The 26,262-nt window shown below is 65.4% G+C and carries 27 protein-coding genes and 1 tRNA gene; 10 read left to right on the top strand and 18 right to left on the bottom strand.

Going from position 1 to position 26,262, the window contains the following annotated elements; translation table 11 throughout:
- Nucleotides 1-66: 66 nt before the first annotated feature.
- Both B7P44_RS06910 and B7P44_RS06905 read right to left on the bottom strand, forming a co-directional pair.
- Nucleotides 67-1,062: a FecR domain-containing protein gene (locus B7P44_RS06910; RefSeq protein ID WP_084902125.1), complete on the bottom strand. Its 996-nt coding sequence runs from the start codon at nucleotides 1,060-1,062 to the stop codon at nucleotides 67-69.
- A gap of 3 nt (nucleotides 1,063-1,065) precedes the next feature.
- On the bottom strand, nucleotides 1,066-1,575 hold the full coding sequence (locus B7P44_RS06905) for a sigma-70 family RNA polymerase sigma factor (protein WP_084902122.1): 510 nt from the start codon (nucleotides 1,573-1,575) through the stop codon (nucleotides 1,066-1,068).
- A gap of 234 nt (nucleotides 1,576-1,809) precedes the next feature.
- Between B7P44_RS06905 and B7P44_RS06900 the strand changes: the two genes are divergently transcribed.
- Nucleotides 1,810-2,952 carry a lytic transglycosylase domain-containing protein gene (locus tag B7P44_RS06900; RefSeq protein WP_084902119.1) on the top strand — a complete coding sequence of 381 codons (1,143 nt, stop codon included), beginning with the start codon at nucleotides 1,810-1,812 and terminating at the stop codon, nucleotides 2,950-2,952.
- A 17-nt stretch (nucleotides 2,953-2,969) separates the two neighbouring features.
- Here the strand turns inward: B7P44_RS06900 and B7P44_RS06895 are convergent, their stop codons facing one another.
- Together B7P44_RS06895 and B7P44_RS06890 are read right to left on the bottom strand one after the other, a co-directional pair.
- The gene (locus tag B7P44_RS06895; RefSeq protein ID WP_084902117.1) at nucleotides 2,970-3,293 is read right to left on the bottom strand and encodes a hypothetical protein; all 324 of its coding nucleotides are present in this window, start codon (nucleotides 3,291-3,293) and stop codon (nucleotides 2,970-2,972) included.
- Between the two features lie 113 nt (nucleotides 3,294-3,406).
- A complete protein-coding gene (locus B7P44_RS06890) occupies nucleotides 3,407-4,153 on the bottom strand; it encodes a MipA/OmpV family protein (protein WP_084902115.1) in 747 nt (248 codons plus the stop codon).
- A 249-nt stretch (nucleotides 4,154-4,402) separates the two neighbouring features.
- Between B7P44_RS06890 and B7P44_RS06885 the strand changes: the two genes are divergently transcribed.
- The 4 genes from B7P44_RS06885 (at nucleotide 4,403) to B7P44_RS06870 (ending at nucleotide 8,934) form a co-directional block, all read left to right on the top strand.
- Nucleotides 4,403-5,128, top strand: coding sequence for a response regulator (locus B7P44_RS06885; RefSeq protein ID WP_084902112.1), 726 nt, complete (start codon nucleotides 4,403-4,405; stop codon nucleotides 5,126-5,128).
- Nucleotides 5,129-6,454 carry an ATP-binding protein gene (locus B7P44_RS06880; RefSeq protein ID WP_088511420.1) on the top strand — a complete coding sequence of 442 codons (1,326 nt, stop codon included), beginning with the start codon at nucleotides 5,129-5,131 and terminating at the stop codon, nucleotides 6,452-6,454.
- Nucleotides 6,455-6,816: 362 nt separating this feature from the next.
- Nucleotides 6,817-7,866 (top strand): GNAT family N-acetyltransferase, encoded by a 1,050-nt coding sequence (locus B7P44_RS06875; RefSeq protein ID WP_231716661.1) that lies wholly within the window; start codon nucleotides 6,817-6,819, stop codon nucleotides 7,864-7,866.
- A 66-nt stretch (nucleotides 7,867-7,932) separates the two neighbouring features.
- Nucleotides 7,933-8,934, top strand: a complete 1,002-nt coding sequence (locus B7P44_RS06870; protein WP_084902109.1) for a fatty acid desaturase family protein — start codon at nucleotides 7,933-7,935, stop codon at nucleotides 8,932-8,934.
- A 76-nt stretch (nucleotides 8,935-9,010) separates the two neighbouring features.
- Here B7P44_RS06870 and B7P44_RS06865 read toward each other — a convergent pair whose 3' ends face one another.
- Together B7P44_RS06865 and B7P44_RS06860 are read right to left on the bottom strand one after the other, a co-directional pair.
- Nucleotides 9,011-9,451, bottom strand: a complete 441-nt coding sequence (locus tag B7P44_RS06865; protein ID WP_084902107.1) for a nuclear transport factor 2 family protein — start codon at nucleotides 9,449-9,451, stop codon at nucleotides 9,011-9,013.
- Between the two features lie 50 nt (nucleotides 9,452-9,501).
- Nucleotides 9,502-11,523 carry an oxidoreductase gene (locus B7P44_RS06860; RefSeq protein ID WP_084902104.1) on the bottom strand — a complete coding sequence of 674 codons (2,022 nt, stop codon included), beginning with the start codon at nucleotides 11,521-11,523 and terminating at the stop codon, nucleotides 9,502-9,504.
- Nucleotides 11,524-11,675: 152 nt separating this feature from the next.
- Between B7P44_RS06860 and B7P44_RS06855 the strand changes: the two genes are divergently transcribed.
- Both B7P44_RS06855 and B7P44_RS06850 read left to right on the top strand, forming a co-directional pair.
- Nucleotides 11,676-12,212, top strand: a complete 537-nt coding sequence (locus tag B7P44_RS06855; RefSeq protein ID WP_084902101.1) for a PadR family transcriptional regulator — start codon at nucleotides 11,676-11,678, stop codon at nucleotides 12,210-12,212.
- A 59-nt stretch (nucleotides 12,213-12,271) separates the two neighbouring features.
- On the top strand, nucleotides 12,272-12,916 hold the full coding sequence (locus B7P44_RS06850; protein WP_084902098.1) for an SGNH/GDSL hydrolase family protein: 645 nt from the start codon (nucleotides 12,272-12,274) through the stop codon (nucleotides 12,914-12,916).
- Between the two features lie 20 nt (nucleotides 12,917-12,936).
- On the opposite strand, the gene B7P44_RS06845 is transcribed toward B7P44_RS06850, so the two are convergent.
- Nucleotides 12,937-13,560: a TetR/AcrR family transcriptional regulator gene (locus B7P44_RS06845; RefSeq protein WP_084902095.1), complete on the bottom strand. Its 624-nt coding sequence runs from the start codon at nucleotides 13,558-13,560 to the stop codon at nucleotides 12,937-12,939.
- A 136-nt stretch (nucleotides 13,561-13,696) separates the two neighbouring features.
- Here B7P44_RS06845 and B7P44_RS06840 point away from each other — a divergent pair, with 136 nt between their 5' ends.
- On the top strand, nucleotides 13,697-15,136 hold the full coding sequence (locus B7P44_RS06840) for a coniferyl aldehyde dehydrogenase (RefSeq protein WP_084902092.1): 1,440 nt from the start codon (nucleotides 13,697-13,699) through the stop codon (nucleotides 15,134-15,136).
- 25 nt (nucleotides 15,137-15,161) lie between these two features.
- Here B7P44_RS06840 and B7P44_RS06835 read toward each other — a convergent pair whose 3' ends face one another.
- The 4 genes from B7P44_RS06835 to B7P44_RS06820 all read right to left on the bottom strand — a co-directional run bounded on the left by B7P44_RS06835 (nucleotide 15,162) and on the right by B7P44_RS06820 (nucleotide 19,117).
- A complete protein-coding gene (locus tag B7P44_RS06835; RefSeq protein ID WP_084902089.1) occupies nucleotides 15,162-15,767 on the bottom strand; it encodes a hypothetical protein in 606 nt (201 codons plus the stop codon).
- A gap of 109 nt (nucleotides 15,768-15,876) precedes the next feature.
- On the bottom strand, nucleotides 15,877-16,209 hold the full coding sequence (locus B7P44_RS06830) for an H-NS histone family protein (protein WP_084902087.1): 333 nt from the start codon (nucleotides 16,207-16,209) through the stop codon (nucleotides 15,877-15,879).
- Nucleotides 16,210-16,340: 131 nt separating this feature from the next.
- Entirely contained in the window at nucleotides 16,341-17,819 is a 1,479-nt protein-coding gene (locus B7P44_RS06825; protein WP_084902084.1) for a M81 family metallopeptidase, read from the bottom strand.
- Nucleotides 17,816-19,117: an MFS transporter gene (locus tag B7P44_RS06820; RefSeq protein WP_084902081.1), complete on the bottom strand. Its 1,302-nt coding sequence runs from the start codon at nucleotides 19,115-19,117 to the stop codon at nucleotides 17,816-17,818. Before B7P44_RS06820 ends, B7P44_RS06825 begins: the two co-directional genes overlap by 4 nt.
- Before the next feature lie 164 nt (nucleotides 19,118-19,281).
- Here B7P44_RS06820 and B7P44_RS06815 point away from each other — a divergent pair, with 164 nt between their 5' ends.
- Complete coding sequence (locus tag B7P44_RS06815; protein WP_231716660.1) at nucleotides 19,282-20,202, top strand: LysR family transcriptional regulator; 921 nt, start codon at nucleotides 19,282-19,284, stop codon at nucleotides 20,200-20,202.
- Between the two features lie 54 nt (nucleotides 20,203-20,256).
- Here the strand turns inward: B7P44_RS06815 and B7P44_RS06810 are convergent, their stop codons facing one another.
- The 4 genes from B7P44_RS06810 to B7P44_RS06795 form a co-directional block, all read right to left on the bottom strand.
- Nucleotides 20,257-20,622 (bottom strand): nuclear transport factor 2 family protein, encoded by a 366-nt coding sequence (locus B7P44_RS06810; RefSeq protein ID WP_084906483.1) that lies wholly within the window; start codon nucleotides 20,620-20,622, stop codon nucleotides 20,257-20,259.
- 49 nt (nucleotides 20,623-20,671) lie between these two features.
- A complete protein-coding gene (locus B7P44_RS06805) occupies nucleotides 20,672-21,301 on the bottom strand; it encodes a glutathione S-transferase family protein (protein WP_084902079.1) in 630 nt (209 codons plus the stop codon).
- A 21-nt stretch (nucleotides 21,302-21,322) separates the two neighbouring features.
- Nucleotides 21,323-21,760, bottom strand: coding sequence for a DoxX family protein (locus tag B7P44_RS06800; protein WP_084902076.1), 438 nt, complete (start codon nucleotides 21,758-21,760; stop codon nucleotides 21,323-21,325).
- Nucleotides 21,761-21,855: 95 nt separating this feature from the next.
- Nucleotides 21,856-22,611, bottom strand: a complete 756-nt coding sequence (locus B7P44_RS06795; RefSeq protein ID WP_084902074.1) for an SDR family NAD(P)-dependent oxidoreductase — start codon at nucleotides 22,609-22,611, stop codon at nucleotides 21,856-21,858.
- 90 nt (nucleotides 22,612-22,701) lie between these two features.
- On the opposite strand from B7P44_RS06795, the gene B7P44_RS06790 reads away from it, so the two are divergent.
- Nucleotides 22,702-23,631 (top strand): LysR family transcriptional regulator, encoded by a 930-nt coding sequence (locus B7P44_RS06790; RefSeq protein WP_084906481.1) that lies wholly within the window; start codon nucleotides 22,702-22,704, stop codon nucleotides 23,629-23,631.
- Nucleotides 23,632-23,711: 80 nt separating this feature from the next.
- On the opposite strand, the gene B7P44_RS06785 is transcribed toward B7P44_RS06790, so the two are convergent.
- The 3 genes from B7P44_RS06785 to B7P44_RS06775 form a co-directional block, all read right to left on the bottom strand.
- Nucleotides 23,712-24,953, bottom strand: coding sequence for an MFS transporter (locus B7P44_RS06785; protein ID WP_084902071.1), 1,242 nt, complete (start codon nucleotides 24,951-24,953; stop codon nucleotides 23,712-23,714).
- A 200-nt stretch (nucleotides 24,954-25,153) separates the two neighbouring features.
- Nucleotides 25,154-25,230 (bottom strand) — tRNA-Arg (locus tag B7P44_RS06780).
- Nucleotides 25,231-25,375: 145 nt separating this feature from the next.
- The gene (locus tag B7P44_RS06775; protein ID WP_084902069.1) at nucleotides 25,376-26,206 is read right to left on the bottom strand and encodes an undecaprenyl-diphosphate phosphatase; all 831 of its coding nucleotides are present in this window, start codon (nucleotides 26,204-26,206) and stop codon (nucleotides 25,376-25,378) included.
- Between the last annotated feature and the right edge of the window lie 56 nt (nucleotides 26,207-26,262).

The raw sequence follows: 26,262 nt of genomic DNA, 5'->3' as shown, positions 1-26,262 counted from the left end.
GTCACGCGAACATCGAAAACAGCTCAGGCCGGCGGAAATTTTTTCAGCGCGTTTTTTCGGGGCGGCTCACGAACCGGCCCGCACGACCGTCACCCAGTAGCGGGTTACATGCGCGACGTCGATCGGCAGCGTCGCCTTCAGCGTGTCGAGCACGCGATCGGCGTCGTCCACAGGAAACGTGCCGGACACCCGCAGGTCCGCGACGGACGCGTCGCAACGCAGGCTGCCGCGCCGATAGCGGCCGAGTTCGGCGACGAGGTCGGCAAGCCGCATGTGCGACGCGACGATCATCCCGTCGGTCCACGCGGCCGCATGCGCGTCGAGCGGCGCGCTCGCGCCGATCGCGTCGCGCGTGAAGTCGGCGCCCTCGCCCGCGGCGATCACCCGTGCTCCGGCCGACGCGCCGTACGGCTGCACGCGCACCGCGCCGGCGAACACCTCGATGCGGCTCGCGCCGTCGCGCTGTCGCACCGAGAAGCGCGTGCCGAGCGGCCGGAGTTCGCCGTCGTCGGTCGCGACGACGAGCGGCCGCGCGACCGGGCGATCGTCGTGACCGCTCGTCACCATGATCGTGCCGCGCAGCAGGCGCAGCCGCCGCTCGGTCGCGTCGAAGCGCACGTCGAGCGCGGTGTCGGTATCGAGCACGACGACGGTGCGGTCGGCCAGCGTCACCGTGCGCCGTTCGCCGACCGCGGTGCGCAGGTCGGCGTGCCGGAGCGCCCAGTGCCCCCAGTGTCGATACGGATCGGCCATCCATGTCGCGCCGCCCGCGAACAGCAGCACCGCGAGCGCCTTGACGGCCGCGCGGCGGCGGCCCGAACGCGGCGGCAGCAGCGCCGCGCGCGCGGCCGGCGCGTCGAGACCGGCGGCCAGCCGGTTCAGCCTGCCGTGCACGGCTTCGATGTGGCGCCACGCAGCGTCGTGGCTCGCGTGCGCCGCGCGCCAGCGCGCGAGGTCGGCCGCGAACGCGTCGTCCGTGTTGCCGGCCTGCAGATCGATCCACCATTCGACCGCGCGCTGCGCGACCTGCGGCTCGATCGCCGGCGTTCCCGGGGCGGCCATCGGTCAGGCCGCCATCGCGAAGAAGCACTGCGCGCCGGCCTTCACGAGATAGCGCTTGACCGTCGACAGCGACACGTCGAGCTCGGCCGCGATCTCGGCCTGCGTGAGCCCGTCGAGCTGCGACAGCAGGAACGCGCGCTTGGCCGCGAGCGGCAAGCCGTCGAGCAGCCGGTCGATTTCGAGCAGCGTCTCGAGCACGACGGCGCGCGCCTCCGGCGATGGCGCGTGCGCTTCGGGACGCTGCGCGAGCGCGTCGAGATACGCGCGCTCGAGCTGCTCGCGGCGCCAGTGGTTGTACAGCACGCGCTGCGCGACCGTCGTCAGGAACGCGCGCGGCTCGTCGGCGCCGATCGGCTCGTCGCGCGCGAGCAGGCGCATGAACGTGTCGTGCGCGAGATCGGCCGCGCGGTGCGCGCACCCGAGCTTGCGGCTCAGCCAGCCGCGCAGCCACGCGTGATGGCCGACGTACAGGGAGTCGATTTCGCGATAGAGGTGGAGCTTGTCAGCGGACATGGCCGGGTTCCGGGCGCGGGCGCGCGATCACATATGTAAATGAGAATTATTATTATATACAAATGTGCAGCACTGCCCGGCGCGCACCGATGGCGGGGTCGGGACGGCAGGCGTGAATCAGGCCGGCAAATGCAAAGGAAAGTTCGACGCGAGCCATTTGCATGCACGCTATGGCACACTTCGCGTTTGCGTGATTTCCTTGCACCGGGCGCCCGGAATGCACCCCAACCTGCCATGCCGCGTCAGACTTACCCATCGATCCGCAGCGCAACGCTGAAAATTGCACCGAGCATCGCGATTTCGCTCGTGATGCACGGCATTGCCCGCGCCGATTGCCTCGACGACGCCGCCGCCTTCCATCATGTCAACGTCAGCCTGATGCGCGGCATCGCACTGGTCGAGTCCGGCATGAAGGCGAATGCCGTGAACACCAACACCAACGGCACGACCGACATCGGGCTCATGCAGATCAACAGCTCGTGGCTGCCGACGCTCTCGCGCGAGGGCATCAGCCAGCAGAGCCTGTTCGACCCGTGCACCAACGCGTTCGTCGGCGCGTGGATCCTGTCGCAGAACATCCGTCAGCTCGGGCCGACCTGGAACGCCATCGGCGCGTACAACTCGGCGTCGCCCGACAAGCGCCTTGCGTACGCCCGCAAGGTCTATGATGCGATTCAAACCATTCCGGATACGCCGGACTCTCCCATGCCTATCCTTCCCCCATCCTATACACCGCCGCAGGTGTACAACCCGTTCGCGAGCCTGAGCATCTCGGCGCCGCAGGCCACGCGGCCGCGCGCCGCGGCGCCGGCCGCCGCGGCACCCGCCGGCCCCGCCGGCGCGTACAACTTCGGCTGGACGGTGACCGGCGCGGATCAGGCGAAGCCGATCCAGGTATTCGACGACGGCGCGAAGGTCTATGTGCAATTCAGCGACATGAAGCGCGTGCCGGCGATCTTTGCCGACACGCCGGGCGGACGCGTGCTGGTGCCGTGGGAGCCGCAGTTCCCGTATGCGGTGCTCGCGCGTCCCGCGCAGGCGCTGATCTTCCAGCTCGGGGCCTACGAGGCGCGCGCGCAGCGAGGGACGCCGGGCCCGTTGCTGCCGGCCGGCGCGCCCGCGCAGCGCCCGGCCGCGACGGCCGCGGCCAGCGCACCGCCGCCGGCGAAACGAACCGCGGAAACGGCCCGGAGCAACGCATCGGCCGACGCCCTCTGGTACGTGACCAAATCGTCGGCCGCGCCGACGTCGCTGCCCGCGGCCATGCCTGTTGTGGCGACGGCGCCGTCACCTGCCGCCGTTTCGGCGCCGTCGCCGTCACCTGCCGCGACGCCCGCGCGCGTCAGCACCGACGCGCTCTGGTACATCTCGAAGTAGCGCACGACCGCGCCGCGTCAGCCGCGGCGCACCCAGATCACCTTGCCGTTGCGCACGCCGAGATTGCGGCGGTCTTCGCGGTAATCCATCGTGCCCGGCAGCGACTGGCCGTCGCGTTCGCCGACGCGCCACGGGCAGCCGCCCAGCATCGCGATCGCGTCGGCTTCGGACTTGCCGATCAAGGCATCGTCCGGCGCGACATCGGGCTTGCAGATCGCGGCTGCGTCAGGACGCCCGGGGGCCGGCATCGCCTGTCCTGCGTTGCCGGGGGTCGAATTCGCGCATCCGGCAATCGATGCGCCCGCAACCAGTGCGACGAGAATCGGTATCGTGTTCTTCAATGAGGGCTCCGTGATCCATCCGGTCAACGGCCGAACGCAACGGGTCGGCCGTTCGCTTGGGCATAGCGGAGCCCATCTTACCCGACCCCGCCAACGGCCCGACGCGGCCGCCGTCAGAACCGGTAGCTCGCGCCCGCCATCCCGTAGTAGTTGGTGCGCGACTGCACGATCGGGCTGTTGCCGGCACGGCCGAGCAGCCGCGACGCGCCCGCCGTCGCGAGGATCGACCAGTGCTGCGACACCGCACGCGTCCATACGGCCGACATCGACGCGCTGTCGATCCCGCCGCCCGCCGAATACGGCCGGAAGCGGCTCGACGCCGCCTGCGCGTCCGTCACGCCGTAGAACGTCTGCATGTAGCGCCCCGACCCGCCGTGCACGCTGCCCGTCAGGACGATCTCGTCCTTGGCCGACTTGAACACCGGCACCGCGAGATCGACATGCCCGGACACGCCGCGCGACGTATGCGTGACGGGCGTATCGAGCGTCACGCTCAGCACCGCATCGCCATAGAGCTTCACGCCGGCGCGCACGCCGACGAGCACCGATCCGGGAATCCGCCCCATCCCCTTCAGGTAGTCGGAGCCCGGCCGGTCGAAGCGGTTCTCGTCCGTGCGGCCCGGATCGTAGTTCACCGCCGCCGACACGAACACGCCGTGCGGCAGGTTCAACCGGTAACCGATGCCGTCCTCGCCGCCGATGAAGAAACCATTGTCGAACGTCGCGGAAAACGACGGCGCGACGACGCCGCGGTACTGGCTGCTGCCCGTGTAGCGCGGCGCGAAGCCGCCGCCGAGCGAGATCGTGTATTCGTTCTCCGCATGAGCGGCGGCGGCAAGGGTCAGGCCGGCAAGCGGCATGCAATAGCGGTAGCGGCGAAGGGTTGAGCGCACGATATTCGGATCGAAGTCAGGGAGTCCGAAGTCTAGAAGCCGCCGCGCGCCGAAACTGTCCGGAAACTGACGCAAATCTGTGCGCAATTGTGTTCGATTGTTGTTGATTGTCGCGGTCGCGCCCCGCCCGCCGGCACGCCGGATAAAATCCGCTTCGCCTGCCTGCCCCGCCGCGTCCGCCCTGCCGCGCGGCGGCGCGCGCATTCCGAGGAAACCATGAACGAAGACCCGCTCAAATACCGCGTCCTGCTGATCGAGGACGACGACCGCCTGGCGCAGCTGGTTCGCGAATATCTCGACGGCTACGAGTTCGCGGTGACGGTCGTGCGGCGCGGCGATCTCGCCATTGCGGCGGTGCGCGAGCACCAGCCGTCGCTCGTGATACTCGACCTGATGCTGCCGAATCTCGACGGCATGGAAGTGTGCCGCCGGATTCGCGCGTTCTCGAACGTGCCGGTGCTGATCATGACCGCGCGCGCCGACGTGTACGACCAGGTCGCCGGCCTCGAGACGGGCGCCGACGACTACGTGACGAAGCCGATCGAGCCGCGCGTGCTCGTCGCCCGCGCCCGCGCGCTGCTGCGCCGCGCGCGGCCCGCTATTACGGCGGCCCCCGGCGTGGCGCCGGAATCGCTCGTGTTCGGCGAACTGACGATCTCGCCGCCGAACCGCACGGTCACGTGGCGCGGCGAGCCGGTCGACCTGAAGACCGCCGAGTTCAACCTGCTGCTGATCCTCGCGCGCGCCGCCGGCACCGTACTGAGCCGCGACGACATCCTGAAGCAATTGCGCGGCATCGAGTTCGACGGGCTCGACCGCTCGGTCGATTCCGGCATCTCGCGGCTGCGCCGCCGCTTCGAGGACGCGTCGTCGGAGCCGCACAAGATCAAGACGATCTGGGGCCGCGGCTACCTGTTCAGCCCTTCCGCGTGGGATGCGTGAATGCTGCGCTCCCTGATCCGGCTGTACCTCATCGTGATCGCGTGCGTCGCGGTCGCGATCCTGTTCATCCAGCTGTCGTTCGACCGGATCTTCTACGAGCGGGGCGCGCAGGCCACGCGCGATTCGCTGACCACCTACGCGTTCGTGCTGAACGATTACCTCGAACGCCATCCGGGCCCGCAGCGTGCATTCGCGCTGCGCGAACTGGCGCGGCACGGCACCGCCGGCTTCGGCTTCATGTCGATGGCCGACGCCCGCGCGCGGCTGAGCGGCATACCGCTGCGCGACCTCGATAGCGGCAGGATCGCGATCAGCTACGACGGCACCGATTACTACATGCCGCTCGCGGACGGCTCCGTGCTGCACGCCCGTCCGGTCGAGGCGCCGGACCTGGACATCCGCATCTACGCTTACCTGGTGCTCGCGCTCGCGACGCTGTTCGCGGTCGTCATGTGGGTGAATTACCACTGGCGCGACCTGCGCAAGCTGCAGGACGCCGCGCGCTCGTTCGGCGCGGGCCGGTTGTCGACGCGCGCCCAGCTGTCGAGCAAGTCGAACATCTATGAGCTGTCGCAGCAGTTCAACGACATGGCGCAGCGGATCGAAGCGTCGATCCAGCAGCAGCGCGAGATGATGCACGGCATCTCGCACGAATTGAAGACGCCGCTCGCGCGGCTCGAATTCGGGCTCGCGTTGCTCGCGGCGCCGGACGAGACGGACCGGACGCGCGAGCAACGCGATGCGCTGCTCGGCGACGTGCGGGAACTCGACGAGCTCGTCACCGAGCTGCTGACGATCGGCCGGCTCGAGCAGGGTCAAAGCGAACTCGCGCCGATGCGGGTCGCCGTGGCGGACCTGATCGACAGCATTGCCGGCAGCATCGCGAACGCCGTCGCCGACCGCGGGCTCGCGCTCGACGTGTCGACGCGCGGCGCGCCGGCGAGCCACGTGTGCGACCCGAAGCTCGTCGCGCGAGCGCTGTTGAACCTGATCCGCAACGGCCTGCGCTATGCGGCGAAGACGGTCTCGCTGGCCGCGACGGCCGGCGCCGACGGCGCGCTCGTGCTGACCGTCGACGACGACGGCCCCGGGATTCCGGCGGCCGACCGCGCGCGCGTGTTCGAGCCGTTTCAGCGGCTCGATTCGAGCCGCGACCGGCAGACGGGCGGGTTCGGTCTCGGGCTGGCGATCGCGCGGCGCGTCGCGCTCGTGCACGGCGGCGACGTGCGGCTCGAGGATTCGCCGCTCGGCGGCGCGCGGTTCGTGATCACGCTGCCGGCGCGGGCGATGGATCAGGCGTGCGATGTGGTGAACTCGTCAGCCTGACGCATCACGGCAACACTTCGCACCCGGCCGCAAGCGCCCGCCGGTTCGGCGGTGGCTCACCCATGACGCCGGTGATTTTCCCCTCCCTGCTTTCTCGACGCGAACGTGCCGTTCGCGGCCGCCGCAATCGCTTTGCGCCACCGCCGGATTTCAATCGATTCAGCTATTAAATATTTCACAATAATGACAGCAATCGATGTCGATACAGTCGGCGCAATTATTTAATAAAATTAATTATAAATGACGCGGCCGTTTTAAAAATAGTAATTGTAACAAATTGCTACATGTAAAGACTGCATTCCAATTGCAATCTATATTTCGCCAAGCTTACTCAGCGCCAATCAATTGACTTCATTTACAAAATGAACTCGTACTCCGAAAACATTATCGGCAACAATTATTCCGACCGAAGCGCAACGAGCGCTTTGCGACTGCGAATCCGCCGGGGAACGGTGGCGGACGCCGCGCACATCTGCGCGCTGTTCGAACGGGAATACGGCGATTCATCCCACCCTTGCCTTGACGAACGCTTCGTCCGCAATGCAATTGCAAACAAATCGGAAGTCTGGTTTGTTGCGGAAAATGAAATCGAAACGGTAATCGGCTGCCTGAGCGTCAGTTACAACGCCCAGAATCGCTCGTGGGAGTTCGGCCGCGGCATGATTTCCGAGCAACACCGGAACATGGGCATACTTTCGACGCTCATGCAATCGACCATCGAATCCATGCCAATTGCGGCACACGATCTGACGTTTGCGATTGCCCGCAATTTCCCCGCGCTTCAGGCGACTCGAAACTACGTCGATGTGGTTCTCGTCGGCCATGACGGTTCGCCCAATATGGTCCGCGGAATCCACGAATATCACGCCGTGACCATCGGAAAATTCCGGTCGGGGCCCCATCTCCATTACCTCCCCGCTGCGCCGGTGTTCAGCGAGTCCACGTTCCTGCGGGAACAGATCTTCGAGCCGCTCGGACTCGACGGCACGGTCGGCCGGTTTCCCAATGCGTTCTTCTGGGGGCACGGCGATCAGTTTTCCGACCGCTTCACGTATCAGTTCGACGAACGGGTCGGCGCGATCTATCTCTGTCAGCACGCGGGCGGCGACTACGCATCGACGGACGAAGTGATCGGCGACCTGCGCCGGTTCCTCGCGCACCACGGCGGGAACGCGTATGTGGGGGCGATCGTGCTCGCCGACAAACTGACGCTCATCAAGGCGATGCTCGAGCTCGGGTTCGGCATGACCGCCTATCTGCCGGCATGGCATTGGCATCGCGGCGCACGCTACGACTGCGTGCTGCTGGCGCGTCGCCAGCACGAATTCGCGAACAAGAACGGGCTCGACGCCTACATCGATTCATTCGATGCCGCCTATCAGGATATCGGCCGACACATCCTGGCCGCCTGATGCGTGCGTCCGGCGCCGTCCCTGCCCGGCGCCGAATCCAGACAGACTGATCGACCGAGGACAACAATGACAAAAGACGAATGGCTCGCCGTGAAGGAACAACTTCCGCAAGGGCCGACGGGCGGCGCGACGATCGCGCTGTGGTGCGCGGATCTCGCGCTGCTCGTCGCAGCGTGGCTGCTGTGGTGCCACGGCGGATTGGCGCGCATACCGGCGTTCCTGCTCGGCGTGCTCGCCCTGCTGCATCTTTACCTGATCATGCACGAGGCGCTCCACTTTGCCGTCTCGCGCGTGTCCTTCTGGAACGAAGGCGTCGGCCACGTCTGCGCGTGGGTCATCGGTTTGCCGTTCCTGCCGAGACGCCGAACCCACCTTGCGCACCACGCATGGACCGCCCATCCGACCGGGGACCCCGAAAACAAGAAGATGATCGACAAGTTTTCCGTGATGACGGAAAAGGAAGCGCGCAAGCTCGAGTTCATCTGGCGGTACTGGATCCCGATGATCGCCTTCAACCACATCATCACGCACTGGATCGCTTCGTTCCGGCCCGAGGACACGCGTTCGCGCCGGTCGAACCCGAATACCGAGCGCATGCACGCGATCATTTACCTGCTGGGCTACGCCGGCATTGCCGCGCTGGCCTTCGCGTGGGGCGTACTGGGCGAACTCGTCGCATTCGCGGCCGTGCTGTGGCTCACGCTGCTGCTGGCCATCGAGATGCTCAATCTCCCGCACCACGCGGAGATTCCGCTGCTCGCGCACGATGCGAAGCGCCCGCCGCTGTGGGAACAGGACGTGGTGTCGCACAGCTGCGCGAGCGTTCCCATCTGGTCGCGCTGGGTGATCCTGAACTTCAACCTGCACGTGGTCCATCACGCGTTCCCGTGGCTGCCGTGGCATCAGTTGCCGCACGCGCAACGACTCGTCGACGCGACGCACTCCGCCGAATCGTCATGCATGAACGACGAATGGACATTCGCGCTCGTGAAGCGCCGCAGGCCGCTGCTCGAGTTGATGGGCCACTTCTTCGACAAGCGGAGCGCCTTGCCGGAGCGGGGTGACTGAATCGGACGCGCGGCCATGACCGTCGCCGGCGCGGCCTGCTCCGGACCCGGCGACGTCATGGCCCGCGGCGGCGGATTCAGCCGTTGAACTTGAATGCAGGCAGCACCTGTCCGAGCCGGGCGCCCATTTCCGCGCCGAGCGCCTGCAGCCCGTTGAGCGGACGGATCATGACCTCGAATTCGACGATCCGCCCGTCGGCGTCGAAGCGGATCATGTCGATCCCCTTGAGCTGCTTGTCGCCGACCGTCGCGCTGAATTCCAGCACCACGCTCATGCCGTCGTCGCTGCCGAACTGGCGGTGATAGGTGAAGTCCTCGAGGATCGTGATCACCGTCCGCAGCGCCAGCAGCAGCGCGGGCGCCGGGCCGTAAGGCTTGAAGGCCATCGGCGAGCGGAACACCGCGTCCGGATGGACGATCGCTTCCAGCGCGCCAAGGTCCTTGCGTTCGATCAGCGCATGCCACGTATCGAGGGATTTCGCGACAGCGGGATGGAGATGCGTCGGTGCGTGCGTCATCGAGTGCTCCTGTATCGTCAGGCGTGAATGAATGAGGCGTGGATCGAATATCAAAGGGTCGCGGCAAGCGTCGTGCCCTGCTGGATCGCGCGCTTGGCGTCGAGCTCGGCGGCCTCGCAGGCGCCGCCGATCAGATGGACCGTGCGCCCCGCGGCCTGCAACTGTTCGGCCAGCTCGCGCAACGGCACCTGCCCGGCGCAGATCACCACGTTGTCCACCGGCAGCGTGCGCTCGACGCCGTCGATCGTCACGTGGAAGCCGTCGTCGTCGATGCGCCGGTACGTCACCGACGACGACATGCCCACGCCGCGCGCCTTCAGTGCCGCGCGGTGGATCCACCCGGTCGTCTTGCCCAGCTGGTCGCCGACCTTGGACGTCTTGCGCTGCAGCAGCTGCACCTGCCGCGGCGCCGGTTCGGGCTGCGGCTCGCGCAGGCCGCCGGCATCCCCGTACGCGGGATCGACGCCCCATTCGGCGAAAAACCGCTCGGGATTCAGGCTCGCGCTGTCGCCGTTGTGCGTCAGGTACTCGGCCACGTCGAAGCCGATCCCGCCGGCGCCGACGATGGCGACGCTGCGCCCCACGTCCTTGCCGTCGCGCAGCACGTCGAGGTAGCCGAGCGTCTTCGGATGGTCGATGCCGTCGATCGGCGGCACGCGCGGGACGATGCCCGTCGCCAGCACCACTTCGTCGAAGCCGCCCTGCAGCAGCAGCTCGGCGGTGGCGCGCGTGTCGAGCCGAAGGTCGACGCCGCGCAATTCGATTTGCCGGCGGAAATAGCGCAGCGTCTCGTTGAACTCCTCCTTGCCGGGCACCTTCCTGGCGATGTTGAACTGCCCGCCGATTTCGGGGCCGGCCTCGTACAGCGTCACCGCATGGCCGCGTTCGGCCGCCGTCACCGCGAAGCTGAGCCCCGCCGGGCCGGCGCCGACCACCGCGATCCGCTTGCGCTGTTGCGCGGGGCGAATCACGAGTTCGGTTTCGTGGCACGCGCGCGGGTTCACGAGGCAGGACGTGATCCTGCCGCTGAACGTATGGTCGAGACACGCCTGGTTGCAGCCGATGCAGGTGTTGATTTCGTCCGCGCGCCCGTCGCGCGCCTTGCGCACGAAATCGGCGTCGGCCAGGAACGGCCGCGCCATCGACACCATGTCGCAAGCGCCGTCGGCGAGCAGCCGCTCGGCGACTTCCGGCGTGTTGATCCGGTTGGTCGCCACGAGCGGAATGCCGATCTTGCCCATCAGTTGCCGCGTGACCCACGCGTAGGCGGCGCGCGGCACCTTGGTGGCGATGGTCGGAATGCGCGCCTCGTGCCAGCCGATGCCGGTATTGATGATCGTCGCGCCGGCCGCCTCGATCGCGCGGGCGAGCCGGATCACCTCGTCGAGCGTCGAGCCGCCTTCGACGAGATCGAGCATCGACAGCCGGTAGATGACGATGAAGTTCGCGCCGACCCGCTCGCGCACCCGCCGCACGATCTCGACCGGCAAGCGGATGCGGTTCTCGTACGCGCCGCCCCATGCGTCGTCGCGATGGTTGGTGCGCGCGGCGATGAACTCGTTGATCAGGTAGCCTTCGGAGCCCATGATCTCGACGCCGTCGTAGCCCGCGTACTGCGCGAGCGCCGCGCAGCGGACGAAATCGGCGATCGTCTCCTCGACCTCGGCGCCGCTCAGCGCGTGCGGCGTGAACGGGTTGATCGGCGCCTTCAGCGGGCTCGGCGCGACGAGCGCCGGGTGATACGCATAGCGGCCGAAATGCAGGATCTGCAGCGCGATCCTGCCGCCTTCCGCGTGCACCGCGCGCGTCACCGCGCGATGGCGCTCGGCCTCCGCTTCCGTCGTCAGCATCGCGCCGCCGGGCGCCGGACGGCCGCGCTCGTTCGGCGCAAAGCCGCCGGTGACGATCAGGCCGGCTTCACCTCGCGCCCGTTCCGCGTAGAACGCCGCCATCCGCTCGAAGCCGTTCGGCGCCTCCTCCAGGCCGACGTGCATCGAGCCCATCAGCACGCGGTTCCTGAGCGACGTGAAGCCGAGTTCGAGCGGGGTGGTCAAGTGGGGATAGCGGGCCATCGATCGTCTCCGTGTTTATGCAACAAGTTGCATTGATACTAGCCCGCGGTTTTCGTTTATGCAACATGTTGCACAAACATTGCCATGCCGATTGCCTTGTGTCCCCGATATGGCAAGATGCGATGCATCTCGTAGATTCCCCCCGATTCGACATGTCCCTGCCTCACGCACTTCTCACCGCTCTCGCCGAACGCCCCGGCTCCGGCTCGGAACTTGCCGGCCGCTTCGATCGTTCGATCGGCTATTTCTGGCAGGCGACCCATCAGCAGATCTATCGCGAGCTCGGCCGCATCGAGGAACTGGGGTGGATCGAATCGCTGCCGGCCGAAGCCGGGCGCGGCCGCAAGCGCGCGTACCGGATCCTGCCGGCCGGCAAGAAGGAGCTGCGGCGCTGGATTGCCGAGCAGGAAGACCCGACGCCGCTGCGCGAGGCGCTGCTGGTCCGGCTGCGCGCGGAGGCGGTGCTCGGCCCCGCCGGACTGGAGGAAGAGATCAGGCGACACATGGCGCTGCACCAGGAAAAGCTCGATCTGTACCGGCAGATCGAGGCGCGCGATTTCCCGCCGGAGACCGCCTCCCGCGCGAAGCGTCTGCAGCATCTGGTGCTGAAGGCGGGCATCGCGCAAGAGCAGTTCTGGGTCGAGTTCTCGCAGGAGGCGCTCGACGTCCTGCGTCTGCCGAAGGAATGACCGTCGCTCGAACCCGCTCAGGTGCGCGACGCGATCAACGAATAACCAGGGAGAAGCAAGTGACGCAGAAAACCGTGCTCTGCTACGGAGACTCGAACACCCACGGCACGCGTCCGATGACGCGCCCCGGCGTGCTGGAACGCTTCGATCGCGACGACCGCTGGACAGGCGTGCTCGCGCAAACGCTGGGCGCGGGCTGGCGGGTCGTCGAGGAAGGCTTGCCTGCCCGCACGACCGTCCATGACGACCCGATCGAAGGCCGGCACAAGAACGGCCTGTCGTATCTGCGCCCGTGTCTGGAAAGCCATTTGCCGGTCGACGTCGTCGTGCTCATGCTCGGCACGAACGACCTGAAAGCGCGCTTCTCGGTCACGCCCGCCGACATCGCGGTCTCGGTCGGCGTGTTGCTCGCCGAACTGGACGCGTGTCGCGCGGGCCCTGCGGGCGCGACCCCGCAGGTGGTGCTGATGGCGCCCGCCCCGATCGCCGAGGTCGGGTTCCTCGGCGAGATCTTCGCGGGCGGCGCGGCAAAATCTCGCCAGCTCGCGAGCCTGTACGCGCAAATCGCCCGGGATGCCGGCGCGCATTTTCTGGACGTCGGCGAGATCATCGAAGTCAGCCCGGTGGATGGCGTCCACTTTTCGGCCGATCACCATCGCACGCTCGGCCGCAAGCTCGCGGCATTCCTGCAGCAGTTCCAATAACGGGACGCGCACCACGTTTTTCAACGCGGGCCGTCGAGCCAATCGAGTATGAGCTGCCGGGCCGGCGCGAGATAAGTCATGATCGGCTGCGTCCGCCCGTCTGCGTACCACTGGCAATACGCGCCATGAAACATCGCGACCATGGTCCGGGCCAGGTCGGGAGGAAACGGCCGTTCGGGCGTGCCGAGGAACGACGCGATGGACACGGCGTGTTCGTGCCAGCCGGCCTGAATCCGCGCCCTTACCTGCTCGGGCACGCCGCCCGAGAACAGCAGCGACAGGATGATCCCCTTGGCCTCGGGATTGCGCGTGAAGGCCTCGGCAACCCGCTCGAACAGATGGCGGGTGCGCGCCGCGACCGGCAACCCGACGGCTGCCTCCGGCAGCAACTGCGCCTCGACTTCCTGGAACAGGCTCGTCACCGCCTCGGCGAGCAGCGCCTCCTTGCTGCCGAAGTGCCAGAGCAGGCTGCTCTTCGCCACCCCCGCCGCGCTCGAGATCTGGTCGAGCGTCACCTCGCCATAGCCGTGCTCGCCGATGAGCGCTTTCGTCACCACGAGCACACGTTGCCGCGTCTCGAGGCCACGCTTGTTCTTGACCGTCGACGGACGCGCGCCCGTTTCGTCTGAAGCAGTTTGAGTCATGGGATGGACCGGACAGGTGATCGGCGATTCTAACTCGGGAGTTTCCCTAGAACATTTCGCGACAGGTTGACAGGGCCCGCCGGGAACCGCCATATTCTAATTGTACTGAACGCTCAGTACAATTATTGGAGCGACCATGACGCCTCTTCCCGACCCGGTGCGTAACGATTCCCTGCCGCTGCTGCTGCTGCTGCGCCGCCAGCGCGTCGCGTTCGACGCGCATCCTTATCCCGCGTACGTCGAGCGTCGGCACGCGCTGCTCGGCCTGAAACAGGCGATCATCGCGCACACCCCGGCCCTCGTCGCCGCGGCCAACGAGGACTTCAGCAGGCGCGCGCACGCGGAAACCGCGACCGTGGACGTGCTTCCTTCGGTGTTGCACATCAATCACCTGCTGCGCCATCTGAAGCGCTGGATGAAGCCTTCGCGCCGGCATACGGAGCTGCTGTTCACCACCAATCGCGCGTACGTGACGTATCAGCCGAAAGGCGTCGTCGGCGTGCTGGTGCCGTGGAACTTCCCGATCTATCTCGCACTCGGCCCGCTCGCCACCGCGCTCGCGGCCGGCAATCGCTGCCTGATCAAGACGTCCGAATTCGCGCCGGCCACGTCGCGCGCGCTGCGCGCGCTGCTGGCGGACGCCTTTTCCGAGGATCAGGTCGCGATCGTCGAAGGCGATGCCGGCGTCGCCCAGCAGTTCAGCGCGTTGCCGTTCGATCATCTCGTGTTCACCGGGTCGCCGCAGGTGGGCCGCCACGTGATGCGCGCGGCCGCCGACAATCTCACGCCCGTCACGCTGGAGCTGGGCGGCAAATCGCCAGCGATCGTGTCGCGCAGCGCGAATCTCGAACGTGCCGCGCGCAAGATCGCCCACGGCAAGACCGTCAACGCCGGCCAGATCTGCGTTGCGCCGGACTACGCGCTGGTGCCGGAACACGCCGTCGATGCGTTCGTGTCGGCAGTCGTCAGCGCTGCCAATCAATTCTTCCCGAGCGACAGCGCCGACTACACGGCGATGATCCACGACCGTGCACACCAGCGCATGAACGACTTGCTCGACGACGCACGCTCGCGCGGCGCCCGGGTGATCGCGTGCGCGATGCCGAGCGGCGGCAGGCATCTTCCGCTGCACGTCGTCACGGGCGTGACGCCTGACATGCGACTCGCCCGCGAAGAGATTTTCGGGCCGATCCTGCCGGTGTTCACCTACCGGGAATTCGACGACGCCATCGCGCACGTCCAGCGCGACACGCGCCCGCTCGCGCTCTATTACTTCGGCCACGACAAGCACGAATACCAGACGCTGCTCGAGCGCACGCACTCCGGCGGCGTGACCGTCAACGACTGGGGCTGGCACGTGATCAATCACGATTTGCCGTTCGGCGGCATCGGCACGTCCGGCACCGGCAACTACCACGGTCAGGAGGGTTTCCGCGAGCTGTCGCACGCGAAAGCCGTGCTGGAGGAGCGCCGCTGGTTCCCGGTCGAGTTGTTCCACCCGCCCTACGGCAAGGCGATACAGCGTCTCGCGCTGCGCCTGTTCCTTGGCCGCGTCGCCAACAGGCTCGGCGGCTGACGCTGGCTCGACGACGTTCCCGGTCTCAGTCGAGCGCTTCCGGCTCCCGGGCGTCGCGCGACGCTGGCGGTGGCGCCGGCCGCAACCAACCCGGGCGGTGGCTCGCGCGCGGCCACCATGATCGTCCGCGCCTGGCAAATCGGGATTTCTCGCGCGTTTCCGACGCGAGCGAAATGTCGAGGAGATCGCTGGCAAGCAGGCGCGCTTGCCTCGCGAGATCGGCATGGTGCCTGAGCGTTTGCGAGGTGGCGTCGAGATCGCTATCGACTCCACTCCGAAAAATCAGCACGGCGGTGTCGGCATGAACCCGCGCGCGCCTGGCGTGCAACCGTGCCTTCCTCACGCGGAGCCCGAGCAGTTCAATGCGGGCGTGAGCGCTCGAAAGGCATGCGGTTGCCGACATCGCATACCGTCCTTCCAGTTTCTCGAGTTCCGCCACGCATGCTTCCGCCTCGGCGGCGTCTACGATCGCTGCCTGAACGGAATCGGCGGCGATCGAGTCCGCGACACGCGCACCCGAATCCCGACGGCCCACGTGCTTCCGATATCGAGCGGGGATGCAAGCACGGACGCCCGCGCACACGACGCCGATGGCGGCACTGATTCGTTCTTCCCAAGCGGTTTTGGACATGGGATTGCGTGAAGCAGAGTGTGCGTACGGGATGCTCACGCGACGCTAGGCCGCTTACGTCGCGGGATGTCGAGCAGCAGTACGGGCGAATCGCGTGGGATTCACGGATTCAGCACGCGTCGAGCGTTGCCGCCGTTAATGTCGGCGTCCGGATCAGGTACATGTCGCGATCACGACCGGCGATCCACCGAGGCTCCTTGCCGCGTCCACTCCAGAGCGCACCCGATGCGGGGTCGCGATACTTTGCCGTAGCGGGTGCGCGACGCCTGATTCGACGTGACTTTCGCTGGATATCGGCAAACAGGTCCTCGGGTTTCAGATCGAACTCGGCGATCATTTCTCGAATCTTCTGGACCGCAACCGAGATTTCCCGCTTGCGTGCGATCTCCGCCTGTGCCTGAAGCGTGCGAATCTGGGCTTTCAAGTCCCGATAGGTTGGCATATCGTGTCTTCCCGATGAAGAGGAATGTTGGGGGCGTGTCGCGTCATGTCCGCCGCCGTTCAATAAGATTGGGAGTGCGCATGATATTGAACGAAACGTGCATTTTCCGTCTGGCGTATGTTCCCTCCTGCTCAAATCCGGCCCTGCCCTTCATATCCCGGCGCAATCCGGACGGAAGGGTTCAGTTTGCGCCACGGCAGCCTGGCGGGATCGGTGACGATGCCGTCCACGGTTCGCGCGACCAGCACCGCCTCGGCGATCGGCTCGAACGCGGCACGGAAATGCACCGAGCTCTTGTTCACCAGGATCGCCATCGCTTCCGGCTGGATGCCGACCATCCGATAGAGGTTGCGATCCAGCAGCTGGGTTTTCACACTGCTCACGATCACGCGCACCCCGTCGACGCGCAAGCACGCGCACGGCCCGAGACGCAACGTGACGTTGCGCATCATCGGCCCTTCCAGCCGGCATTCGCCGTCGGACAGCGCATCGACGACGAAGGTCGCGCGGAACGCGCGCGGCGTGCCTTCCGCCAGGGCCAGCGCAATGGCGGATCCGACGCCTGCGGCATGCGCCGCCGCGGCCGCGAGCGGATCGCAGATGACCCCCAGCGCTGCGCGCGTCACGCCGTGGCGCACCAGGGCCGCGAGCATTTCGGTCGTGTTCGAGTCTGCGCCGGCGCCCGGATTGTCGTGCGTGTCGGCGATCACCACCGGACGCCTCGCGTTCGCCGCGAGCGAAACGGCGGTCTTCACCGCCTCGTCGGGCGACAGGCAGGCGGCTTGCCAGTCGTTCTCGCCGCACACGAATTGACGGTAAAGGCGGTCCAGCGCTTCGTTGAGCGCGGTTTGACTGACGCCGTATCCCCAGATTGTCGGGCCGCACTCGGCGATATCGGCGGCCGGGAAGCCGAGCGCAATCGACAAGTCGACGCCGAGCTCGGCTTCGAGCGTCGCCAGCGCCGCGTACAGATCCGCCGCCGGCGGACGCGACGTCGCCATCGCCTCGATCGGGACGAGGAACGGCCCGCGCCGGATGCCGCGATGATGGTTCTCGCGTTCCCGCGCGAGTTTCTTGACGAGACGGGCCGCGCGCGCGCCGGTGTCGGACATGTCGACATGAGGATAGGTGCGGTACGCGACGAGGCCGTCGGCGCTGCGGAACATTTGAGCCGTCACGTTCGCGTGCAGGTCCAGCGCGGCGACAACGGTCACGCCATGCCCCACGGCTTCGCGAACCCGCGTCAGGAGTTCTCCCTCGCCGTCGTCGACGTGCTCGGCAACCATCGCCCCGTGAAGGTCGAGAAATACCGCGTCCGCCTGCGCCGCTCGCGCCCCGTCGACGATCTCGCCGACGATGCGCTCGAACGCGTCTCGCATGACCGGGCCCGACGGCGTCGCGTGCGCCCAGACGCCGGGAATCAACACGTCCGTAGCGGGATCGAGCGCGCCGATAAAGCCGCCGATGGCGAGATTCGCGTCCCGCAGCGCGAGTATTGCGTCGCCCCTGACGATCGGACCGTTCGCACCGCTCGTGAAGTCGCTGTAGCGGGCCCGCGATGCCACAAAGGTATTGGTTTCGTGAAGAAACCCGGCAACGAAGCACTTCATGTGCGCGCGGCCTCCGAAGACGCGATGGGACGCGCCAGCAGCAGCACCGCGCCAAGCGCGAGCAACCCGACGATCACGAACAATCCGGCGGCGGTGCTGCCCGTCGCCGATTTCAACGTGCCGATGATCGTCGGGCTGAGAAACCCGCCGAACAGGCCGACGGTATTCACGAATGCGATGCCGCTCGCGGCGATCGAGGTCGGGAGATACTCCGACGGAATGGCCCAGAACACCGCGTAGCCCGCGAACGTCAGCGCAGTCGCGATCGTGATCGCGACGATCGCGATGCCGAAACGGTCGACGAAGACCGCGGCGACCGCCAGCGCGACCGCGCCCGCCGCGGTGGCAACGCCGGCATGCCGGCGCCGCTCGAGCAATCGATCGGAACACTTTGCCAGCAGGTACATCGCCGCCACGGCCGCCACGTATGGAATCGCGGAATACCAGCCGATCGCGGCGACGCTCTTCACGCCGCCCGCTTTCAGGATCGACGGCAGCCAAAAGCCGACGACGTAGACCCCGCAGATCAGGCAGAAGTAGATCGCCGACAGGCGATAGATGCCGCGGTCGCGCAGCACCACCCTCATGGATTGCCACCCTTCGCGATTCGACGACGCAGCGTCCAGTCGCTCGATGACCATCCGCTTCTCGTCGGCCGTCAGCCATTGCGCATCGCTGGGCGAATCGCTCAACCAGGTGAGCGCGATCATGCCGAGCAGCACGGCGGGAATGCCTTCGATCAGGAACATCCACTGCCAGCCGGCCAGGCCCGCAACATCCGTCAGGTGCTCGAGCAACCATCCCGAGATCGGGCCGGCGACGACGCCGCCGATCGGCGCGGCGCCGAGCAACAACGCCGTGGCCCGGCTGAGTCGCTCACGCGGATACCAGCGCGTCAGGTAGAAGAGAATGCCGGGCGCGAACCCGGCTTCGCACATGCCGAGAAGAAACCGGATCGCATAGAACGACGTGGCGTCGGTGACGACGAGCATCGACATCGATGCGATTCCCCACAGCAGCATGATGCGGCTCAGCGTTTTGCGCGCGCCGATTCGCGTCAACAGCTGGTTGCTCGGAATCTCGAACAGCATGTAGCCGAGAAAAAACAGGCCCGCGCCAAAGCCGTAGGCGGCGTCGCCCAGCCCGAGGTCCTGCTGCATTTGAATTTTCGCGAAGCCGATATTCACGCGATCGATATACGCGATCGAATAGCCGACGGCGAGGAACGCGAGTACCCGGCGGTCTATTTTCCGGTATATGGATTGCACGCCGTCAGCGGCGTCGAACGCGATTGACATTAATTCCCTCGGAATGTTGGAGCGCTGCTCTATGCCACCGACAACGTATTGTGTTCAGACTTTACCGGCAAATGAGATTGGATTGGATATCATCCTGCTTACCGGGGTGTTGCGCTTTACCTCAACACCTGTCGTTATTGACAGTTGTCTTTTCGAGCATCGGAATGGAAATCCCGACCCATCGCCAATTGCAGTATTTCGAAGCGGTAATGGCTGAACGTTCCTTTCGCAAAGCGGCGGACAAGCTGCAGGTCGCGCCGTCCGAAGTGAGCCGCCAGATTCAGCGCCTCGAAAGCGAAACCGGCTTGCACCTTTTCGACCGCCGCATCTCGGGCGTCGTCGCGACGGAACAGGCGGAATGCCTGCTGCGCTACCATCGCGGATGCGAAGCGACTTACGAAGTGCTGCAAAGCGAACTCGATGCGCTGCGTTCGCTCACGACGGGATACGTCGCGATTTCCGCAAGTGAAGGCGTGATACCCGCGCTGACGAATGAAATTCTGTGGGAATTCGGACAGCAATATCCGGCCGTGCGGCTTTCATTGAATATTCGCGCGACCGGGGAAATCGTGGACGATGTACGCAAGGACATTGCGCACATCGGCATCGCCTATAATCCGCCGACCTCCGAGGGCATCCTGGTCCATCGGAGCGTCATCCATCATGTCGTTGCCGCCGTGCGACCGGATCACCCGCTGGCTGCGCACCCCGGACCGATCACGTTCGGACGGGCGATCTCGTACCCGTTTGCCACCATGCCGCCGATGTACGGACTGGGCAGCACGATCGACATGCTGTCTCGCGGAGAGACCATGCGCTTTCAACCGCGACTGGTCGGCAACACGCTCGACGTGCTGCGCCGGTTCGCGCTCGCGGGAATGGGCGTCGCCTTCCTGACGGACTATTCGATCGCCGCGGAAGTGGCCGAAGGCCGGCTGGTCGGCAAGCGCATCGACCACCCGCTCCTCGGGCGCCAGAGTGTCCAGTTGCTGGTGAAAGCCGACCGGACGTTGTCCCATGCGGTGCAAGTGCTTCTGCAACGCATCGAGAGCCGGATGGCGATCTTCGAGATGGGCGATGCGTGACACGTGCGCGCTGCGCGTCGTCGGCCCTTCGTGTCGGGTTCGGTGTGCTACGGATTACGAGGGCGTGGAATCGAGGAAGACGTACAGCGCCGCAATCCTCCCGTCGCGAACGATGATCACATCCAGGCCCGTATAGTCGGGGGCTCCGCCCCGCGGACCGGAGCCCCAGGCAAGGCGACCGGCATCGTGGAGTGCCTGCGGCTCGCCATGCGGGGTATAGACGAAGTGAGGATGCGTAGCGCGAAGTTCTCCGGCGAACCTGTCGAGCGCGTCGTGCCCGACGAAAGTACCCGGCGGAGCGTAGAGCACGCAGTCTTCGGTATAAAGCGCTTCGATCGCTGCGCGACGACGCGCCGCGTCGCCTTCTCCGAAGACTTCCTGAAGATTGCGCTCGAGCAGTTCATGGATACGGCCTTCCATCATCGTTCTCCTAATCGAGTTACGTGAGTGTCCAAAGAGAGGGACCGCATCACCGGGCGAGTGCCAGGGTCTTTGCGACGGCGGTGACGACCGCCGGGCGCGCGGAAACTTCGTCGAACCAGCGCGCAATGAACGGAAAGCGGTCGAGGGTCGCACCGATCGCCTGATGGCGCCACAACCATCCGAAGTGCGCGATGTCAGCGATGCTGTACGCATCACCCGCAACGTAGCGACAACGCTCCAGAATGTGATCGAGCACGCCCAGCGTCCGATCGACCTCCGCCAGCGCACGCGCTTTTGCCTCGGGCTGCGGCGACGCCTGGATCGCAACCAGGAACGCCTGCAGGAACGCCGGGCCAAGGCCCGAGGCGTGAAAAAAGAGCTGCTCGAAGACCTTGCTGCGCTGCGAGCCGTCCTTCGGCAGAAAGTGCCCGGTCTTCTCCGCAAGGTAGACCAGGATTGCGGCGGACTCGCTCAGCACCATGTCGCCATCTGCGTGGGCGGAGCGGTCGACGAGCACCGGGACTTTTGCGTCGGGATTCATTGCCCTGAAGGTGTCGGTCTTCTGCTCTCCCCGGCGCAGGTCGACAGGTACGAGCCGATAGTCGAGACCCATCTCCTCCAGCGCAATGGGCACCTTCACGCTATTGGGCGTGGCGAATGCGAAAACTTCAAGCATGGTCGTGTCCTTTGTTTGAAGTCAGGCGCGACGGCCGTCAAGACTGATGCGCCCGCCGCCGAAAGCGACCACGTGCAGCAGGCCGCCCGCCATCGCGACGTTCTTGAAGAAATGAATGAACTGGTTCTGGTCGCCGAAGTCGTGGTGGAAGAACACCGCGGTTGCGAGCGAGAACACGAACAGAACGCTTGCGACGACACGCGTGCGATAGCCGAGGAGCAGCGCCGTCCCGCCGACGGTCTCCACCAACGCGGCCAGACCGAACGCAACGTACGGCAGCGGCAATCCGGCTGACTGGATATAGCCGATCGTCATCGCCGGCGCAGCAAGCTTCGAAAGCCCGGAAAGGATGAAAATGGCGCTAATCAGCACGCGGCCGATGGCCGGAACGATCGTGTTGACAGCATTGGAGGTGACCGACGGAATGGTCGCGGCCTCGATATGGGTTGGGTTGTTCATGACAATGTCCTTTGCGATGGGTTGCCGCTGACGGCAACGGGTGTCGGAAGTGAATGGCTGGGCCTGGAGCCGCCGGACGGCTCCGGGACCTGTCGTCAAATCTGGGCCTGTCCGCCGTCGACGAAGAGTTCGGCGCCGGCGATGAAGCTCGCATCGGGGGAAGCGAGGAACGCGGCGACACCCGCGACCTCGTCGGGATCGCCGACGCGCCCGAGCGGAACGGTCGAGGCCATGTAGTCGAGCAGCCCTTGCTGCTGCACGGCGTCCGGGCCGGCCAGATCGACGAGGCCGGGCGTCTTGATCGGGCCCGGGCTGATGACGTTCACGCGGATGCCCCGAGACTTCAGGTCGAGTGTCCAGCTCCGCGCAAGGTTGCGCACGGCCGCTTTCGACGCGCTGTAGACGCTGAACGCCGGCGTGCCCTTGATGCTGACGTTGGACGCGGTGAGGATCACCGACGCGCCGTCGACCAGCAGCGGCAACGCCGTCTGCACGGTGAAGATCACGCCCTTCACGTTGCGGCCGAACGTTTCGTCATACTGAGCCTCGGTGAACGCCCCCAGCGGCAGCATCGAGCCGCCGCCGGCATTGACGAACAGGACATCGATGCGGCCCGCCTCGGCCTTCACGCGCGCGTAGAGGCGATCGAGATCGCCGAGGCGGGTGGAATCCGCCTGGATGCCCGTCGCGCTCGGCCCGATTGCCGCAACGGCGGCGTCGAGCTCGGCCTGGCGCCGGCCGGTCACGAAGACCCGTGCGCCGTCGGCGACAAAGCGCTTGGCCGTGGCGAGCCCGATGCCGGTGCTGCCGCCGGTGACGACGGCAATCTTTCCTTCGAGTTTGCGTTCCATGATTCATCTCCATTGAGGTGAGACAAATCTATGGCGCCGTGCTATTTTTCGAAATAGAAATGATTGAAAACCATCGTTGCAAAATTGTCGATGTCAAGACTGCCGGATTTTGAAGGATTCGCGATGTTCGCGAAGGTCGCCGAAGAGGGCTCGTTCGCTGCCGCGGCGACGGCGATGGGCGTTTCGGTCGCGACGGTTTCGCGCGCTGTTACGCGCCTTGAGGAGCGGCTCGGGGGGCGCCTGTTCAACCGCACCTCCCGACGGCTTGCGCTCACGGATTATGGTCATACGCTCATCGAGCGAGCGGCGAAGCTCTATGCGGATGCCGAAGAAACCGAGGACCTCGCGCGCGAGACCTCGAGTCGGCCGCGCGGCCTCGTCAAGCTTGCCGCGCCGCTCTCGTTCGGCGCGCGCTGGGTTGCCCCGCTGCTGCCCGAGTTCTTCCGGACTTATCCGGAAATCTCCGTCGATCTGCATCTCACCGATGCCCATGCCGACCTGGTTGGCGAGGGCTTCGATGCCGCGCTGCGGATCGCCATCCTGGAGGACTCGTCACTCGTCGCGCGTCTCGTTGCTCCCGTTCGCCGGTTTGTCGTCGCGTCACCGGCCTATCTGTCCCGCCATGGCCGTCCGCAGCATCCGCAAGAGCTCGGCGCCCATCAATGCCTGACGTACGCCAACAGAAGCCAGCGCGACGTCTGGCGCTTTTCTCGCGAGAGCGGTGAAACGTGCGCGGTCACGCCGGCCGGGGCGTTGCGAGGAACGAGTGTGGAAGCGTTGCTGCCCACGGTGCTCGCGGGGCTTGCGATCACCGAGCTTCCCGAGTTCGTCGCGACGCAGTATTTCCCGGGCAAGCAGCTTGAACCGATTCTGACGGATTGGCGCTTGCCAGAAGGCGGCCTTTACTTCGTTACGCCGTCCGCGCGTGCACGACCAGCGAAGGTCAGCGCACTGGCCGATTTCTTCATCACCAGGCTGAGCACGGCGGAATGGCGTGTGGATATCCAGCGATCCGGCTAGCAGGCTGTTGAAATCGGCAAAGGCGTAAACGAGCCCGGGGGCGGTGTGTTAGAGATATCCTCGCACGACCGTCGAGCTCATCAGCGCGTTTCGTTCAATTGAAAGTGGCTCGAGGGACCTTGATTCAATCTGCGCTCACGCATCCCGAACCCTGCGATAGCCAGCCCAATCGCCTGTGCCAATAACAGCGCCACCACAGTGCCACGCCATGCACCATAAGTGTATGCAATGCCACATATCCAGGCCCCCATGAAGCCGCCGCCGTAATACGCCATGTAGTACAGCCCGGATGCAAGCGAACGTCCGCCCTGCACGTTCTGTGCGATAAAGCTGATCGTGGCCGACTGCGTGACGAAGACACCGCTGGACATGATAGCCAGCGCCAAGACGATACCCCATGCCGTTGGCAGCAACGTGATGAGCAGCCCGCACGACGAAATGCTCAACGCGACGAGGACGGTCTTGCGCGTTCCAAGGTGCGGCATGATCTTGCCCGTGATGGGAGTGACGAGCACACCGAGCAAATACACGGCAAACACATTCGCCAACTGGGCGGTGCTCAAACCGAAAGGCTCGGCAGCAAGATGGATGCTGACGTACGTAAAGCAGCCCACCAACGAAAACAATACACACATGCCTAAAGCGCAGGCCGACAGAAGGGCCTTGTTGCAGAGGTGGCCACGAACTGATTTCAACGCGGCAGCCAGCTGTCGATTAGCAACGAAGTTGCGCGAGGGTGGCAGCGAGCGCCAGACCAGCAATGCCCCTACCAGATTCAGGATTGCCATGACCAAAAACGCCGAGCGCCAAGGTATCCAGGCACTCAGTTGCCCAAACAAGAAACGGCCCAGGAACCCTCCAAGCACCGAGCCCGACACATAGGCCGACACCATCCGGGTCATATCGCGTCCGTAGAACTCTTCTCCGATATACGCGATTGTCACGACGGTTATGCCGGGCACTCCGAGCCCTTGCAGGAAGCGTAACGTGGTAAGGACCTGGATAGAACCCGCCAGGGCAATCAGCGCTGTCGGGATAGCCGTAACGAGTATCGCCCCGACGATCAGCGGCTTCCGACCGACAGCGTCCGACAGCATGCCGACGAATGGCGAAACCAGGGCTACCGCCAGGACGCCTGCCCCGACGGCGTTTCCAACCTGGACAACATTGGCATGCAAGTCCTGCATCAAAATCGGCAAGACAGCTTGAATCGAGTACAACTGGAAAAAGGCAAAAACACCAAGCAAGCCGCTTGTCCACAGCAGAGGGACTGTGGCCGAACGCATTGCAGTTGCTGAATCCGTAGAGTTATTTAACGCCATGATGAAGCCAATTCCGAGTCTCGTGGACCGAGGGACATAACCAGGAAAAGCAAGAATCCGAAGACAGCGCTCACTTCATTTCGGGTTTGCGGGCGGGTGCCCGAGGTCAAAGTTGACCTAATCGGGTTACATGGCGGTTACACGGGGGAACCCTAGAAAATGACGCACCAACAGAAACGACCGTAAGTCTTTGATTCTATTGGCCCGCCCTACACGATTCGAACGTGTGACCTACGGCTTAGAAGGCCGTTGCTCTATCCAACTGAGCTAAGGGCGGTCTGGGGAAGAAGACACGGGCTCGACGTGGGCCGCCCGCGCAAAAGAGGAAAAAACCAACCTCGACAACAAAACGGGCCCGGCGAGAACCGAGCCCGAAATTATACCCGATCCCCATGAAAGTCATGAAGGATCGGCGCGCCGCCTCACACCGGCTGCGGATGGAACATGAACCAGCCGAGGCAGAACACCCCCGCGATCGCGCAATACATGCCGAACGACGCCAGTCGCCCGCGCCCTTCGAAATAGCGCATCAGGAAGCGCACGCTGAGGTAAGCCGCAACCGCCGTCAACACGCCGCCGAGCAGCGCGTCGGCAAGCTGGTCCCGCGCATGAAACAGCTTCGGCAGTTCGAGCACGCCCGCCGCGAAAATGATCGGCGTGCCGAGCAGGAACGAGAATTCCGCCGCCTTCTCCGCGCTCAGCCCCGCCGCATTGCCGGCGATCATCGTCAGGCCGCTGCGCGAAAAACCCGGAATCAGCGCGCCCACCTGCGCGAGCCCCACGAAGAACGCCTGCTTGAACGTCAGCTTCTCGGGCGGCTGGTGCGCGCGGCTGCGCTGGATGCGATCGCCGATCCACAGCAGCGCGCCGTTGACGATCAGCGCGATCGCGACGATCCGCAGATCGTGGAACACGCGCTCGATGCGCTTCTCGAGCAGCAGGCCGACGAGCCCCGTCGGAATCGTGCCGATGATGAGCGCCCACATCAGGTGCCCCTCATCATTCTTGCGGCCGCCGAGCGACGCGAAGAAACCGCGGATCAGCTCGATCCAGCGCGTGCGGAAGTACCACAGCAGCGCCAGCGCGGTGCCGAGGTGCAGCGCGACGAGAAACGGCAGCAGTTGCGGCGCGTGCTTGTCGATATGCATGCCGAACAGCGCCGGCACGAGCAGCGTATGGCCGAGACTGCTGACGGGAAAAAGTTCGGTCACGCCCTGCAGGACGCTCAGAAATGCCAGAAACGAGAGACTCACGCGTCGGTCCTCTAAAAACAGATCAAAAGCGGAAAGGAATTCCGGACGACGCGATG

It is taken from the genome of Burkholderia ubonensis subsp. mesacidophila (assembly GCF_002097715.1).
Classification (GTDB): Bacteria; Pseudomonadota; Gammaproteobacteria; order Burkholderiales; family Burkholderiaceae; genus Burkholderia; species Burkholderia mesacidophila.
Note: the sequence above shows the minus strand (reverse complement) of the source record. Positions and strands in the feature narration are given on the sequence as shown.

Coding starts and splice junctions, on each gene's coding strand:
- B7P44_RS06910 (WP_084902125.1), bottom strand. CDS start 1,062: ATGGCCGCCCCGGGAACGCCGGCGATCGAGCCGCAGGTCGCGCAGCGC.
- B7P44_RS06905 (WP_084902122.1), bottom strand. CDS start 1,575: ATGTCCGCTGACAAGCTCCACCTCTATCGCGAAATCGACTCCCTGTAC.
- B7P44_RS06900 (WP_084902119.1), top strand. CDS start 1,810: ATGCCGCGTCAGACTTACCCATCGATCCGCAGCGCAACGCTGAAAATT.
- B7P44_RS06890 (WP_084902115.1), bottom strand. CDS start 4,153: ATGCCGCTTGCCGGCCTGACCCTTGCCGCCGCCGCTCATGCGGAGAAC.
- B7P44_RS06885 (WP_084902112.1), top strand. CDS start 4,403: ATGAACGAAGACCCGCTCAAATACCGCGTCCTGCTGATCGAGGACGAC.
- B7P44_RS06880 (WP_088511420.1), top strand. CDS start 5,129: ATGCTGCGCTCCCTGATCCGGCTGTACCTCATCGTGATCGCGTGCGTC.
- B7P44_RS06875 (WP_231716661.1), top strand. CDS start 6,817: ATGAACTCGTACTCCGAAAACATTATCGGCAACAATTATTCCGACCGA.
- B7P44_RS06870 (WP_084902109.1), top strand. CDS start 7,933: ATGACAAAAGACGAATGGCTCGCCGTGAAGGAACAACTTCCGCAAGGG.
- B7P44_RS06865 (WP_084902107.1), bottom strand. CDS start 9,451: ATGACGCACGCACCGACGCATCTCCATCCCGCTGTCGCGAAATCCCTC.
- B7P44_RS06860 (WP_084902104.1), bottom strand. CDS start 11,523: ATGGCCCGCTATCCCCACTTGACCACCCCGCTCGAACTCGGCTTCACG.
- B7P44_RS06855 (WP_084902101.1), top strand. CDS start 11,676: ATGTCCCTGCCTCACGCACTTCTCACCGCTCTCGCCGAACGCCCCGGC.
- B7P44_RS06845 (WP_084902095.1), bottom strand. CDS start 13,560: ATGACTCAAACTGCTTCAGACGAAACGGGCGCGCGTCCGTCGACGGTC.
- B7P44_RS06840 (WP_084902092.1), top strand. CDS start 13,697: ATGACGCCTCTTCCCGACCCGGTGCGTAACGATTCCCTGCCGCTGCTG.
- B7P44_RS06835 (WP_084902089.1), bottom strand. CDS start 15,767: ATGTCCAAAACCGCTTGGGAAGAACGAATCAGTGCCGCCATCGGCGTC.
- B7P44_RS06830 (WP_084902087.1), bottom strand. CDS start 16,209: ATGCCAACCTATCGGGACTTGAAAGCCCAGATTCGCACGCTTCAGGCA.
- B7P44_RS06825 (WP_084902084.1), bottom strand. CDS start 17,819: ATGAAGTGCTTCGTTGCCGGGTTTCTTCACGAAACCAATACCTTTGTG.
- B7P44_RS06820 (WP_084902081.1), bottom strand. CDS start 19,117: ATGTCAATCGCGTTCGACGCCGCTGACGGCGTGCAATCCATATACCGG.
- B7P44_RS06815 (WP_231716660.1), top strand. CDS start 19,282: ATGGAAATCCCGACCCATCGCCAATTGCAGTATTTCGAAGCGGTAATG.
- B7P44_RS06810 (WP_084906483.1), bottom strand. CDS start 20,622: ATGGAAGGCCGTATCCATGAACTGCTCGAGCGCAATCTTCAGGAAGTC.
- B7P44_RS06805 (WP_084902079.1), bottom strand. CDS start 21,301: ATGCTTGAAGTTTTCGCATTCGCCACGCCCAATAGCGTGAAGGTGCCC.
- B7P44_RS06800 (WP_084902076.1), bottom strand. CDS start 21,760: ATGAACAACCCAACCCATATCGAGGCCGCGACCATTCCGTCGGTCACC.
- B7P44_RS06795 (WP_084902074.1), bottom strand. CDS start 22,611: ATGGAACGCAAACTCGAAGGAAAGATTGCCGTCGTCACCGGCGGCAGC.
- B7P44_RS06790 (WP_084906481.1), top strand. CDS start 22,702: ATGTCAAGACTGCCGGATTTTGAAGGATTCGCGATGTTCGCGAAGGTC.
- B7P44_RS06785 (WP_084902071.1), bottom strand. CDS start 24,953: ATGGCGTTAAATAACTCTACGGATTCAGCAACTGCAATGCGTTCGGCC.